Annotated in this window: 13 protein-coding genes; all 13 read left to right on the forward strand. The window is 70.5% G+C overall.

Going from position 1 to position 13,714, the window contains the following annotated elements; translation table 11 throughout:
• Positions 1–272: 272 nt before the first annotated feature.
• Entirely contained in the window at positions 273–1,493 is a 1,221-nt protein-coding gene (locus FNH04_RS14925) for an IS701 family transposase (RefSeq protein WP_152784339.1), read from the forward strand.
• On the forward strand, positions 1,490–3,118 hold the full coding sequence (locus FNH04_RS14930) for a maltokinase N-terminal cap-like domain-containing protein (protein ID WP_152784341.1): 1,629 nt from the start codon (positions 1,490–1,492) through the stop codon (positions 3,116–3,118). Before FNH04_RS14925 ends, FNH04_RS14930 begins: the two co-directional genes overlap by 4 nt.
• Positions 3,119–3,188: 70 nt before the next feature.
• The gene (locus FNH04_RS14935; protein ID WP_152784343.1) at positions 3,189–3,374 is read left to right on the forward strand and encodes a hypothetical protein; all 186 of its coding nucleotides are present in this window, start codon (positions 3,189–3,191) and stop codon (positions 3,372–3,374) included.
• Entirely contained in the window at positions 3,367–4,335 is a 969-nt protein-coding gene (locus tag FNH04_RS14940; RefSeq protein WP_152784345.1) for an NAD(P)/FAD-dependent oxidoreductase, read from the forward strand. The genes FNH04_RS14935 and FNH04_RS14940 overlap by 8 nt, the downstream gene beginning before the upstream one ends.
• Before the next feature lie 140 nt (positions 4,336–4,475).
• Complete coding sequence (locus FNH04_RS14945) at positions 4,476–5,180, forward strand: EthD domain-containing protein (RefSeq protein ID WP_152784347.1); 705 nt, start codon at positions 4,476–4,478, stop codon at positions 5,178–5,180.
• Between the two features lie 86 nt (positions 5,181–5,266).
• Positions 5,267–6,106: a type 1 glutamine amidotransferase domain-containing protein gene (locus tag FNH04_RS14950; protein WP_322723081.1), complete on the forward strand. Its 840-nt coding sequence runs from the start codon at positions 5,267–5,269 to the stop codon at positions 6,104–6,106.
• A gap of 64 nt (positions 6,107–6,170) precedes the next feature.
• The gene (locus FNH04_RS14955) at positions 6,171–7,808 is read left to right on the forward strand and encodes a thiamine pyrophosphate-binding protein (protein WP_152784349.1); all 1,638 of its coding nucleotides are present in this window, start codon (positions 6,171–6,173) and stop codon (positions 7,806–7,808) included.
• 3 nt (positions 7,809–7,811) lie between these two features.
• Complete coding sequence (locus FNH04_RS14960; protein ID WP_322723082.1) at positions 7,812–8,411, forward strand: DJ-1/PfpI family protein; 600 nt, start codon at positions 7,812–7,814, stop codon at positions 8,409–8,411.
• A gap of 2 nt (positions 8,412–8,413) precedes the next feature.
• On the forward strand, positions 8,414–10,261 hold the full coding sequence (locus tag FNH04_RS14965) for an AGE family epimerase/isomerase (RefSeq protein WP_152784352.1): 1,848 nt from the start codon (positions 8,414–8,416) through the stop codon (positions 10,259–10,261).
• A complete protein-coding gene (locus FNH04_RS14970; RefSeq protein ID WP_152784354.1) occupies positions 10,258–10,599 on the forward strand; it encodes an STAS domain-containing protein in 342 nt (113 codons plus the stop codon). Before FNH04_RS14965 ends, FNH04_RS14970 begins: the two co-directional genes overlap by 4 nt.
• Entirely contained in the window at positions 10,596–12,746 is a 2,151-nt protein-coding gene (gene glgX / locus FNH04_RS14975) for a glycogen debranching protein GlgX (protein ID WP_228031381.1), read from the forward strand. The genes FNH04_RS14970 and glgX overlap by 4 nt, the downstream gene beginning before the upstream one ends.
• A gap of 69 nt (positions 12,747–12,815) precedes the next feature.
• On the forward strand, positions 12,816–13,127 hold the full coding sequence (locus FNH04_RS14980; protein WP_322723083.1) for an anti-sigma factor antagonist: 312 nt from the start codon (positions 12,816–12,818) through the stop codon (positions 13,125–13,127).
• A gap of 15 nt (positions 13,128–13,142) precedes the next feature.
• On the forward strand, positions 13,143–13,706 hold the full coding sequence (locus FNH04_RS14985) for an ATP-binding protein (RefSeq protein ID WP_152784356.1): 564 nt from the start codon (positions 13,143–13,145) through the stop codon (positions 13,704–13,706).
• Positions 13,707–13,714: the final 8 nt, after the last annotated feature.

Genomic DNA, 13,714 nt, shown 5'->3' on the forward strand with positions numbered 1-13,714 from the left:
CCTCAGTCAGGTCCGCCGGTTCCCCCACCCCCGTGACCGGCGGGCTCCCCCAAGGGCCCGGGGCCGGTACCGGCCCTCAAGGCGCTGTCGCGCCGCCGTCCGGTCCCGGGTCCGCCTGCGGCCCTTCGGGGCCGACCGGAGAACCAATTCACCCCGACCCGGAAAGTGGGACCACTTTCCGGAATGGGGATCTGTGCGCCCGGAAAGCGGGACGGAGCCCTTTCCGCTGCAGGGGCGAGTAAGACACGTCGACTTGCAGAGAGGGCCGACCCATGTCCGCAGAACATCGGCAGAACCCGCCCGATGGAATCTCCGAGAATATCGTCCACGAGTTACTCTCCCGGGCACTCGAGTCGATTCCACGCAGCGATCAGCGGCGTTGGGGAGAGCTTTATGTGCGCGGTCTGCTCACGGTCGACGGAAAGAAGACGATGCGTGCCCTGGCGAACGGTGCAGGGAACGGCGTGGAGCAGAGTCTCTATCAGTTCATCACCAAGTCCCCCTGGAACAGCGGCCAGGTACGCCGTGAAGTGGCCCGGCTCTTCTCGGACCGGCTGAACCCGCGCGCCTGGGTGGTCCGCCCCCTGGTCATCACCAAGGTCGGCCAGCACTCGGTGGGCGTGGAACGGCAGTGGGTGCCGCACATCGGGCGGATCGTCAACTGCCAGCAGGCGACCGGGGTGTGGCTCGCGACCGAGCGGGGCAGCTGCCCGGTGGACTGGCGGCTCGCGCTGCCCGAGTGCTGGACGGACCGCCCCGAGCGGCGCAGGCGTGCCGCGATCCCGGAGCATGTCGACCCCTGCCCGCCCGAGCAGTGCGCGATCGACTCGGTGGACCGGATGTCCACGGAGTGGGAACTGCCCGGCAGGCCCGTGGTGATGGATCTCCGGGAAGGCGACCCGTACGCCGTCTGCGCCGAGTTGACGGCTCGCCACCTACCGTTCGTGGTGCGGATCGATCCCGCCACCCGGTTCGCCCTGCTGGAGACCCGGCAGCCGAGCGGTGAGCACGCCGGCACCACCGACACGCTCACGGCCGCGCTGAGCAGGACCTGTATGCCGGTCGAGTGGTACGACCACACCACGGACACGGTACGGGCCACCTCCGTCGGTACCGCGCGGGTGCGGCTGTGGCGGCGGCGCCCCGGGCCCTCCCCGCTCCCCGAGCGGCAGGAACTGGTGCTGCTGGGCGCGTGGACCCACCGCAACCGGCGTGTCCCCGGCGAGTTCTGGCTGTCCAACCTGTCCCGGGCCCAGCTCGGGACGGTGTACCGCGCGGCGATGCTCCTCCGGCGTGTCGAGCGCGACCTGGCCGAGGTCACCGACGGCCTCGGCGTACGCGACTTCGAGGGGCGTTCGTTCCGGGGCTGGCACCACCACATGACCATGGTGTCCGTCGCCCACGCGATCACCGCGCTCTCGCTCGCCGCGGCCGCCCCCGCCTCCCGGCCCGACCCGGTCGAGGCGCGCACCGCGAAGGCGCCGGCCGCGTGAGCGCCGTCGTGGACGCCACCGACGTGGAACGGCTCACCGCGGAACTGCGGCTGCTGCTGCCCGGCTGGCTCACCGGGCGCCGCTGGTTCGCGGGCAAGGGACACCACGCTCCGCCCGTCGAGCCGGTCCTCGCCGATCTGGTCCACTCCGGCGACCCCGCGCTGCTGCACCTGGTCGTACGGGCCGGGCAGGCCGGGCACGAGGAGTGGTACCAGCTCCTCGTCGGTGTGCGCCGCGCCGGGACCGGCACGGTGCCCGACGGCTCGCTGATCGGCCGGGGCGCGGACGGGGACGGGTCCGCACTGCTGCTGTACGAGGCCACCGAGGACCCGGAGCTGATGTCCCGGCTGCTCGCGCGCCTGGCAGCCGAGGGCACCGGCGGCCCGGTGGAGTACCACCGCCTGCCGGACGCGGACGTCCCGCTCGGGCTGCCCGCACGGGTGCTCACCGCCGAGCAGTCCAACACGTCCGTGGCGTTCGGCGACCGCCTCATGCTCAAGGTGCTGCGCCGCCTGGTCCCCGGACCGCATCCGGAGCTGGAGATGCTCACCGCCCTGTGGCGGGCCGGAGACGTGCCGAGCGCACGGCCACTGGCGTGGGCACAGACCTCCGACGCGTTCCCCGCGGGCCGTACCACCCTCGCCGTACTCCAGCAGTTCGTGCCGTCCCTGGGCGACGGCTGGGCCCTCGCCACGGCCGGGGCGGCCAGGGTCTTTCGTTCGGATCAGGCCGGATCAGGGAGCGGGGCCGGGTGCCGTGCATCGCAAGGCGGAGGAGGGCGGCAGGGCGGAGCCCTGCCAACCGACGACAACGCGGCGAGGCGCGGTGCCGGGCCCCGCGAGCCCGGCATGATCCGAACGAGAGGCCCTGAGGGCGTAGCGGGCGAGGGCGCCTCGGTGGCACCGTTCGGCGGTTTCACCGAGGAGGCCCGTGCCCTGGGGCGGGCCACCGCCGAGGTGCACTCCGCGCTGGCGCGGCAGCTGGACAGCAGGGCGCTGACGCCGGCCGAGGCCGACGAGCTGGCCGCCGGGCTGACCCGCAGGCTGGACGAGGCCGTCGACGAGCTTCCGGAACTCCTCCCCTTCGCCGGGCCGTTGCGCGACATCCACCGGAGTCTGCGCTCCGGCGCGGACCGCGGCCGCCCGCTCCTCGTCCAGCGGGTCCACGGCGACCTGCATCTCGGGCAGGTGCTGCGCGCGCCGCACGGCTGGGTGCTCATCGACTTCGAGGGCGAGCCGGGCCACCCGCTGCACGAGCGCCGCCGGCTCCAGCCCGCGGTGCGCGACGTGGCGGCCATGCTGCGCTCCTTCGACTACGCCGCCCATCACGCACTCTCCGAGGTGCTGGGCACGCCGCCGGCCGAGCACGCCCCGCTGGGCCCGCGCGGTGCCCGCCTGGCGCGCCGCGCCTCGGCGTGGGCCGTGCACAACAGGCGGGCGTTCAGCGCGGGTTACGCCGAGGCGGGCGGCACGGATCCCCGGTGCGACCCCGTTCTGCTGCGTGCCTTCGAGGCGGACAAGGCCGTGTACGAGGCGGTGTACGAGGCCCGCAACCGGCCCGAGTGGCTGCCGATCCCCCTGGAGGCCGTACGCCGCCTCGCCCACGGGCGGACGGCGGCGGCCTGACCACGGCCCCGGTGACCCCGGCCGACGAGATGACATCCGACGACGAGACGAGAAGCAGTGATGAGCGGTGATGAGCAACGCGCAGGAGCGGTCCGCGCGCCCGGCCCGTGCCCACGACCTCCGCGGCGTCGAGCCGGACGCCGTGCGACGAGCCCGCCGCGCACCGCACCGGCCGACCTTCGCCGCGCCCGGCGGAGCGGGCCGGGGCGCGGTGTGCCGGAGCGTGGGGAGCGGAACGGGGGGCCGCCATGTCTGAGGCAGCCGTGACGCAGCCGGGCCGTCTGCCGGCCGAGGTCGACGCCGCCGAGGTCGACGCCGCCGTGGTCGGCGGCGGTCCGGCCGGGCTGTCCGCGGCACTGTGCCTGGCCCGCTTCAACCGCGAGGTGCTGGTGTTCGACACCGGGCACGGCCGCTCGACCCACCACCAGACCAACCACAACTACCTCGGCTTCCCCGGCGGCATCGCCACCACCGAACTGCGCAAGCTGGCGGCCGAGCAGCTCGCCGCCCATCCGCACGCCCGCGTGGCGCACCACCACATCACCCGTGCCGAGGGCGACGCCCGGCACGGCTTCACGCTGCACGCGCAGGGCCACCGCTGGCACGCGCGCACGATCGTGCTGGCCATGGGGGTGCTGGACCACTTCCCGCACTTCCCCGACTGGCGTGCGTACGTGGGGCGTTCGATGTTCTGGTGCATCGCCTGCGACGGCTACGAGAACCGGGGCCGCAGCATCCTGGTGGCCGGCCACACCGACGCCGCGGCGGGCGAGGCGATGCAGCTGCACGCGCTGACCGACCGGGTCCGGCTGCTCACCAACAGCCGGCACGACACGATCAGCCCCCGCTACCGGCGGCGCCTGGAGGCCGCCGGGATCCCGGTCGTCCACGACCGCATCAAGGAGGCCGAGGGCCAGGGCGGGATGCTCTCCGCGATCGTGACCCGGGACGGCCGGCGCCTGGAGCTGGACGCGCTGTTCTCCATCCAGGGGGCCACCCCGGAGACGGCCGTGGCGCGCTCGCTCGGCGTGGACCTGACCGCCACCGGCTATGTCCGGGTGGACTCCGAGCAGCAGACCTCCGTACCCGGCGTGTACGCGGCCGGCGACGTGACCTCGCTGCATTCCCACCAGGTCTCCGCCGCCGTACACGAAGGCGCGCAGGCGGCCGCGGCCGCGAATTACTTCCTGTATCCACCGGAACTCAAGGTCGACTGAACCGGATCACCCGGAATCGCGGCCACCTGACAGCAACGACACCGACAGGTCAGAAAGTCGCCCGTATTTCATTGCCCGTGACGACTGCGCCTGGCCACCATTTCCTGTAGCCCGGACCGGCATGGAACAGGAGACATTCGATGATCCACCAGTTCATTCTGGCGGCACCCAAGCCCGGTATGACCGCACAGGAATTCCAGGATTACTGGGTGAATGTGCACGCGGTGCGGTACGCCGCCAAAATTCCGCAGATCCGGAAGTACATGGTCGACACGGTGGTCGGCATCGAGGGAAATCTCGGCACCCCCGCCCTGCCCCACCAGGGCATCGCCGAGATCTGGCTGGCCAACGGCGAGGAGCAGCTGGCCTCGCTGCAGACCGAGGAGTTCCTCCAGGGCGCCCGGCTCGACGAACCCAACTGGGCCGCGTTCTGGCAGACCATCGTCGTCGACACCACCGCCCACGAGATCGTCCCCGGCCCGCCGCTCGCCAAGGGCCAGGACTGGGTCAAGCTCACCGTCCTGATGAAGCGGCGCCCCGGTCTCCAGCTCGACGACTACCGCAAGCGCAGCCTGGACGGCTACGCCTCCGCGGTCAGGGGGGTCCCCGGCCTGCGCCGCTATCTGCACGCCCACACCGTCGACGGCGCCTATGTCTTCGGCGAGTCGGCCTTCGACTCCGTCGAGCAGCTGTGGTTCGACGACGTGGACGCCCTCCAGCAGGCCCTGCGCTCCCCGTTCCTCACCGAGAAGGTCAAGGCGGCCCGGGACGAGATCGCGGACCCGAGGTACGTCTTCTCCGTCGCCGTGAAGGAGAACTGGATCATCGGCCCCGATCCCCGCTGATCCGCCCGTTCAGGTGGCTGCCGCACCGCCGCCCTCCGTCGCGGCTCCCAGCCACCCACCCCGCACCGATAACCGAAGGAGCAGGCGTGGCCAGAAGGAACGCCAAGAAGATCCTCGTGATCCTGTCGGAGTACGGCTACTGGGGCGAGGAGCTCATCGGGCCCCTGCACCACTTCGACCAGCGCGGTTACGAGGTCGTGTTCGCCACCCCGACCGGCAAGCGCGCACACGCCCTGCCGCCGTCCATGGACCCGGAGTTCATCGACCCGCCGCTGGGCCGCTCGGTCACCTCGGAGAAGGTCGCCGAACTCACCCGCAAGATCGACGCCTCCGACCGCCTGGACGACCCGCTGGACATCTCCGCCTGGGTCCCGGAGCGCCCCTACACCGCCGACGACGACTATCTGCGCAAGCTGGAGGCCTACCACCGCGCGATCGACGTGGTGGTGGAGCAGGAGCTGGAGGAGTACGACGCGCTGCTGATCGTCGGCGGCTCCGGCCCGATCGTGGACCTCGCCAACAACGAGCGGGTGCACCAGCTCATCCTGGGCTTCCTGCGCACCGGGAAGCCGATCGCGGCCGAGTGCTACGGCGTGACCTGCCTCGCCTTCGCCCGTGACTGGGAGGACCGCAAGTCCATCGTCTGGGGCAAGCACATCACCGGTCACTGCAAGGAGTACGACTACAAGGACGGCACCGGGTTCCTGGGCACGGACTTCATGATGGGCCCGCCGCCGTACCCGCTGGAGTACATCCTGCGCGACGCCACCGGCCCCGAGGGCAGGTACCACGGGAACTTCGGCAAGGAGACCTCGGTCATCGTCGACTTCCCGTTCATCACGGGCCGTTCGACGCCGGACTCGTATCTCACCGGCGAGAAGATCGTCGAGGTTCTCGAGGACGGGCTCCGCCGCTACGGCTGGTAAAGCCACGGCAAAGCACCGAGAAATCCCCAGAGGTCATCAGAGGTCTCATCGAGAGAAGGAAGACATGGCCAGGCAGGGCAACGCGGCGATCATCGAGCAGTTCATCGCCGACGGAGTTCCGTATATGTTCGGCAATCCAGGAACAGTCGAGCAGGGATTTCTGGACGCACTGGAGAACTATGACGAACTCCAGTACATCCTGACCCTCCAGGAGACGGTCGCCGCCGGCATCGCGGACGGATACGCCCGCGCCACGGGCCGTCCCGCCCTGCTGCAGCTGCACAGCGGTGTCGGTCTCGGCAACGCCATCGGCATGCTCTACCAGGCGAAGCGCGGTCACTCGCCGCTCGTCGTCATCGCCGGTGAGGCGGGCGTCAGGTACGACGCGATGGACGCGCAGATGGCCTCCGACCTGGTGGCCATGGCCGAGCCGGTGACCAAGTACGCGACCCGGGTCACCGATCCGAACTCGGTGCTCAGGGTGGTGCGCCGCGCCATGAAGATGGCGATGACGCCGCCGCGCGGCCCGGTCTTCGTCGCCCTTCCGCTCGATGTCCTCGACGCGGTCAACACCGAACCGGTGATCCCGAGCACGTATCCGCGCACGGAGTCACTGCCGGTGCCCTCGCTCGTGGAACAGGCCGCGGAGCTGCTCGCCGGCGCCGAGAAGCCGCTCGTCCTGGTCGGCGACGGGGTCTCGGCGTCCGGCGGTCAGCGGGAACTGACCAGGGTGGCCGAGCAGTTGGGCGCCGATGTGTGGGGCGTCGACTTCTCCGAGGTGAACCTGGACGCCCGGCACCCCCTCTACCGCGGCCAGCTCGGGCACATGTTCGGCGAGGTCAGTGGCGAGGCGGTGAAGGACGCGGACGCCGTCCTGATCGTGGGCACGTATGTGTTCCCCGAGGTCTTCCCGCTCCTGCACAGCCCGTTCCGCGAGGACGCGCGAATCGTCCACATCGATCTCGACGGCTACGAGATAGCCAAGAACCATCCGGTGAGCCTCGGTCTGGTCGCGGAGCCGAAGGCCACCCTGGCCGCGCTCTCCGGCCGGCTGGACGAGAAGCTCTCCCCCGCCGACCGGGAGCGCGCCGCCCGCCATGTCCAGGCCCGCCGGGCCGCACAGCCGGCGCGGCCGGAGGACGACGGCTCGCTGCTCCACGCCTTCCTGCGGGAACTGTCCGCCCAGGCGCCCGAGGACGTCATGGTCTTCGACGAGGCGCTGACCGCGGCCGGCCCGCTCAACGCCCATCTGCCCGGCCGGCTGCCCGGCCACTGGTTCTCCACCCGCGGCGGCTCCCTCGGCGTGGGTATCCCGGGCGCCATCGGCATCAAGCTGGCCCACCCGGACAAGACCGTGATCGGCTTCACCGGCGACGGCGGCTCGATGTACACGTTCCAGGCGCTGTACACGGCCGTACGCCATGAGGTCGGCGCCAAGTTCGTGATCTGCAACAACCGCAGCTACAAGCTGCTCGATCTGAACATCGAGCAGTACTGGCGCGAGCGCGGCGTCCCGTTCCACTCCTATCCCTCGCCCTTCGACCTGTCCCACCCCGACCTCGGCTTCACCGAGATCGCCCGGGGCTTCGGCGTGGACGGGTTGCGGGTCGACGAGCCGGGCCAGGTCACTCACGCCGTCAAGCGGATGCTCGAGGACGACAAGCCGTTCCTCGTCGACCTGCGCACCACCGAGGGGGCCTGAGCCGTGTCCGAAGTGCCGTCCCGTACCGGAGCGCTCTCCGGGCGCCGGATCGCGGTCCTCGCCGAGAGCGACTTCTACGAGCCCGAGATCGCCTACTACCAGCGCCGGTTCGCCGAGGAGGGCGCGCGCGTCGACTTCCTCACCCGGCTGTGGGGCAACAAGTCGATCACCTTCACCGGCCACGAGTACCGGGCGCCGCTGACGGTCGCCCGCAGTCTGGAGGACCTCGACGACCGCCGGCTGCGCCAGTACGACGCGCTCATCGTGCCCTCCGGCATGGTCGCCGACCGGCTGCGCTACACCGAGGACATCGAGCAGCTGCCTCCCGCGACCGACCTGCTGCGGCGGGCGTTCGCCCGCTCCGGAATCGTGAAGGGGATCATCTGCCACGGCATGTGGCTGGCCTCCTCGATCCCCTACGTGGTCCGCGGCCGCAAGGTCGTCTGCCACAACAACCTCATCGGCGACGTGCGCAACATGGGCGCCAATTACGTCGACCAGGACATCGTCGTCGACGGCGACCTGGTGACCGCGCGCACGGGCGACCACTGCCATCTGTTCGCCAGGACCATCATCGACGAGCTCGTGCTGCGAGGGGCGTGACCATGACCAGCAACCCCGGCACCGTGACCTTCACCTTCTCCGACACCATCGCCGGCCGCATCTCCCGCCACGACCGCGAGGCCCGCCAGGTCACCGTCGTCACGGCCGACGGCCGCGCCTTCGACATCGCCCTCGACGGCGGCCCGAGCGCGGAGCTGCTGCACAACCTGGGCGAGCCCTACCAGGACGCCTCGGGCCACATCGACACGCTGATGCAGGAGGGCCGCTACCTCCTCGCGTACGGCATCTTCTACCCGCGGGGCGACGGGCTGCGGTTCGAGGCCAAGCGGCTGGTCTTCGTCGGCCGCGACGCCGACGACCACCGCTTCGAGGAGGACGGCTGGTGGATCCGGCAGATCCAGGAGATCGCCGCCTTCTACCGCAGGGCCCAGTTCGGCGACGGCCCCGTCGACTTCACCCGGTACCGCACCGAGATCCGGCTCAGCGGTGACAAGACCGCGAGCCACGTCCAGGAGACCGACACCATCTCCCGGCTGGTGTACGGCATGGCCTCGGCGTTCCTGCTCACCGGCGAGGACGAGTACCTGGAGGTCGCCGAGCGCGGCACCGAGTACCTGCGCGAGCACATGCGCTTCGTGGACGCCGACGAGAACGTCGTGTACTGGTACCACGGGCTGAAGGTCGACGGCGACACCGAGAAGAAGCTGTTCACCTCGGAGTTCTCCGACGACTACGACGCGCTGCCGGCCTACGAGCAGATCTACGCCCTCGCCGGGCCGATCCAGACCTACCGCGTCACCGGGGACCCGCGGATCAGGGCCGACGCGGACGCCACCATCCGGCTGTTCGACCGCTTCTACCTCGACCCCGAGCACGGCGGGTACTTCTCGCACATCGACCCGATCCTGCTCAGCCCGGAGCACGAGTCGCTGGGCCCCAACCGGGCCCGCAAGAACTGGAACTCGGTGGGCGACCACGCCCCGGCCTATCTGATCAACCTGTATCTGGCGACCGGCGAGAAGGCCTACGCCGACATGCTGGAGTACACCTTCGACACCATCGTCGAACGGTTCCCCGACCCGAAGAACAGCCCCTTCGTGCAGGAACGGTTCCACAAGGACTGGTCGCACGACACCACGCACGGCTGGCAGCAGAACCGCGCGGTCGTCGGCCACAACCTGAAGATCGCCTGGAACCTGATGCGGATGCACTCGCTGCACCCCAAGGACCGCTATCTGGAACTGGCCACCGCCATCGGCGAGACGATGCCCGAGGTCGGCAGCGACCGCCAGCGCGGCGGCTGGTACGACGTGGTCGAGCGGACGAAGGCGGAGGGCGAGGACCGGTTCCGCTTCACCTGGCACGACCGCAAGGCCTGGTGGCAGCAGGAGCAGGCCATCCTCGCCTATCTGATCCTGCACGGCATCACCGGCCGTGAGGACTTCCGCACCGAGGCCCGGGACGCCCAGTCGTTCTACAACGCCTTCTTCCTCGACCACGACGAGGGCGCCGTCTACTTCAACACCCTCGCCAGCGGCCTGCCGTATCTGCTGGGCGTGGAGCGCCTCAAGGGCAGCCACTCGATGTCGATGTACCACTCGGCCGAGCTGTGCTACCTCGCGGCCGTCTACAACAACCTGCTGGTGGGCGGCAGGTCGATGGACTTCTGGTTCAAGCCCGACCCGGCCCTGCTGCCCGGCCGTGTCCTGCGCGTCGCGCCGGACCTCCTGCCGCCCGGCTCGGTGCGCATCGACAGCGTGGAGATCGACGGCGAGCCGCACACCGACTTCGCCGCCGAGGGCCTGACCGTACGCCTCCCGGAGACCTCGGGCCGAGTCAAGGTCAAGGTCCGCCTCACCGCCAACTCCCGTACAGAGGTGACAGGATGACCGTCAAGCTCAGTTCCCGCACCGAGGGTGAGACCTCGGTGGTCGCGCTCGAAGGGGAGATCAACTCCACCACGTCCGGCGGCCTCCAGGCGCAGCTGCTGCCGTTCGTGGGCCATGGCTCCCGGGTCCTGGTCGACCTGAGCGGCGTCAGCTACATCTCCAGCGCCGGCCTGCGCACCCTGCTCATCGTCCACCGCAGGGCGCAGCAGCTCGACGCCCGGGTGACCCTCGTCGGCCTGTGCGAGGAGGTGCACTTCGTGATGTCCGCGACGGGCTTCCTGGACTTCTTCGAGATAGCCGACGACCTCGACTCCGCACTGGAACGCGCGGACCGATGACCGTCCAGGACATGCGCGAGCGCGTCGACGGCTTCCCGACGCGCCGGATCTCCGGTTACCGGGTGCGCGCCGGGCGGCCCCTGCCGTACGGTGCGCAGCCGGTGCCCGGCGGGATCAACTTCTCGGTGTACTCCGACCGCGCCACCTCGATGAGCCTGGTGCTCTTCGAGCGTGGCGCGAAGGAGCCGGCCGCGGAGCTGCCCTTCCCGCCCGAGTTCCGCATCGGCAGCGTGTACGCGATGACGGTCTTCGGTCTGGACGCCGAGAACCTGGAGTACGGCTTCCGGGCCGGCGGGCCCTTCGATCCGGAGTCGGGTGACCGCTTCGACTCCGGCAAGGTGCTCAGCGATCCGTACGCCCGGCTGGTGTCGGGCCGCGACGTGTGGGGCGCCGAACCGGACTGGGACGACGTCTACCCGTACCGGGCGCGGGTCCTCGACGACGACTTCGACTGGGGTGACGACACTCCGCTGCGCATCCCCACCGAGGACCTCGTCATCTACGAGACGCATGTCCGCGGCTTCACCCGGCACCCCTCCTCCGGGGTGTCGGCGCCGGGGACGTACGCCGGGCTGCGCGAGAAGATCCCGTACCTGAGGGAGCTCGGTGTCAACTGCGTGGAGCTGCTGCCCGTCTTCGAGTTCGACGAGCTGGACAACCCCCGCACCAACCCGGTCACCGGCGAGCGGCTGTACAACTACTGGGGCTACAACACCGTCGCGTTCTTCGCCCCCAAGGCCGGGTACGCGGCCACGGGCCGTTTCGGCATGCAGGCCGACGAGTTCAAGACGCTCGTCAAGGAGCTGCACCGGGCGGGCATCGAGGTCGTCCTGGACGTGGTGTTCAACCACACCGCCGAGGGCAACGAGCAGGGGCCGACGATCTCGTTCCGCGGCCTCGACAACGCGACGTACTACATGCTCACGCCACGCGGCGAGTACTACAACTTCAGCGGGACCGGCAACACGGTCAACTGCAACCACCCGGTCGTACGGGACTTCGTGCTGTCGTGTCTGCGCTACTGGGTGTCCGAGTACCACATCGACGGTTTTCGCTTCGATCTCGCGGCGATCCTCGACCGGGCCCCCGACGGCACCCCGTTGCCCAACCCCCCGCTGCTGGAGCAGCTCGCCCACGACCCGGTCCTCAGGCACACCAAGCTGATCGCCGAGGCGTGGGACGCCGCCGGTCTCTACCAGGTCGGCAACTTCCCCAACTACGGCCGCTGGTCGGAGTGGAACGGCAAGTTCCGTGACACCGTACGGCGGTTCGTGAAGGGCGAGCCGGGTCTCGTCGGGGAGCTGGCGACACGGATGGCGGGCTCCCCCGACCTGTACCAGGGCCGCACCTCGTCCGCCTCGGTCAACTTCGTCACCGCGCACGACGGCTTCACGCTCCACGACCTGGTCTCGTACAACGACAAGCACAACGAGGCCAACGGCGAGTCGGGCGGCGACGGGGCCAACGACAACCACGGATGGAACTGCGGCGAGGAGGGCCCGAGCGCCTCGGCCCACGTCCGCGCGCTGCGGATGCGGCAGATGAAGAACCTGATGGCGATCCTGCTCACGAGCCAGGGCGTGCCGATGATCCTGGCCGGCGACGAGGCGGGCCGCACCCAGCTCGGCAACAACAACACGTACTGCCAGGACAACGAACTGTCCTGGTTCGACTGGGGACTCGTCGACGGTCCGACCGCCAACGCCGAACTCCTCGGGTTCGTCCGGTCCCTGATCGCCTTCCGCCACGCCCACCCGGTGCTGCGCACCGCCGACCACCCGGTCGGCGCGGACCGTGTGGGCAGCGGCTACCCGGACGTCAGCTGGCACGGCGTACACGCCTGGGACCCCGACTGGTCGAGTCACTGCCGGGTGCTCGCGCTGATGCGGTGCGGCCGGCACGCCAAGGGCGGCGCCACGCGCGACGACTACGTGTACGTCGCCGTGAACGCGCACTGGGAGCCGCACGACCTGGAGCTGCCGCAGCTGCCCGAGGGGCGGACCTGGCACCTGTTCGCGGACACGTCCATGGCGGACGCCCACCCGCCCGGCGCCGAGCCGCCGCTCAAGCACCCCGGCCGCTACCACCTGGGCGCGCACTCCACGGTGATCCTCGTCGGCCGCGCCGCATCGCCGGAACAGCCCTGACCTGCACGTACGTCATACCGCCCGCACACACCGCACCGCACACCCCGCGACACAGAAGGAGAATCCACCGTGTCTTTCGACGTAAGGCTGAGGGTCGACGAGCGGGTCGCCACCATCGAGCTGCGGGGCGAACTCGACGCCGCGACGGCCGGCCGGTTCCACGACACCATCGACCAGGCCGCCGCCGCGGGCGCGATCGAGCTGGTGATCCGCGCCGAGCAGCTCGCCTATCTGTCCAGCGCCGGACTGCGCTCCCTGGTCTTCGCCCGCCAGAAGATGGGCGACGACGTGCGGATCGCCGTCGTCGGGGCGCCCGAGACGGTCGCCCGGACGATCCGTCTCGCCGGCTTCGACCACAGCATCGACCTCATCGACGTGTGAGAGGGCGAGGAGGCCATGGCGATCGACTACGAGCCCGCCTCCGCCGCGGCGCCCGCGGGCGTCACCGGAGGCGGGCCGCCCGCGGGCGCCGTACGGGTCACCTGTGACCGGGCGGAGGGCAGGGCCGGGCTCAGGGTCCCGGCGGCGCTCGGCTCGCTGGACGAGGTCGCGCGGTTCGTCCTCGACCTCGGAGGACGGGCCGGACTGCACCCGAGCGGGCTGTACCGGCTGCGGCTGGCCGCGGACGAGCTGGCGACCAACATCGTCGTGCACGGCTACCGGGGCGCCCCCGGGGTGATCGCGGTGGACGGGGGGATCGACGCCGACCGGGTGTGGGTGCGCTTCCAGGACGACGCGCCCGCGTTCGACCCCCGGCAGGGGATGCGGCCCCCCGCGCTCGACCAGCCCCTCGCCGAACGGGAGATCGGGGGGCTCGGCGTCTATCTCGCCTACACGGCGGTGGACGCCTTCGCGTACGAGCTGGTCTCGGGACGCAATGTGAGCACGCTCGTGATGCTTCGCCGGGAGGGACACCCGCGGGCACCGCGGGACGCAAGCAACGAGCCGACAGCGGAGTAGACGAGGCG

Source organism: Streptomyces phyllanthi (assembly GCF_009377205.1).
GTDB classification, from domain to species: domain Bacteria; phylum Actinomycetota; class Actinomycetes; order Streptomycetales; family Streptomycetaceae; genus Streptomyces; species Streptomyces phyllanthi.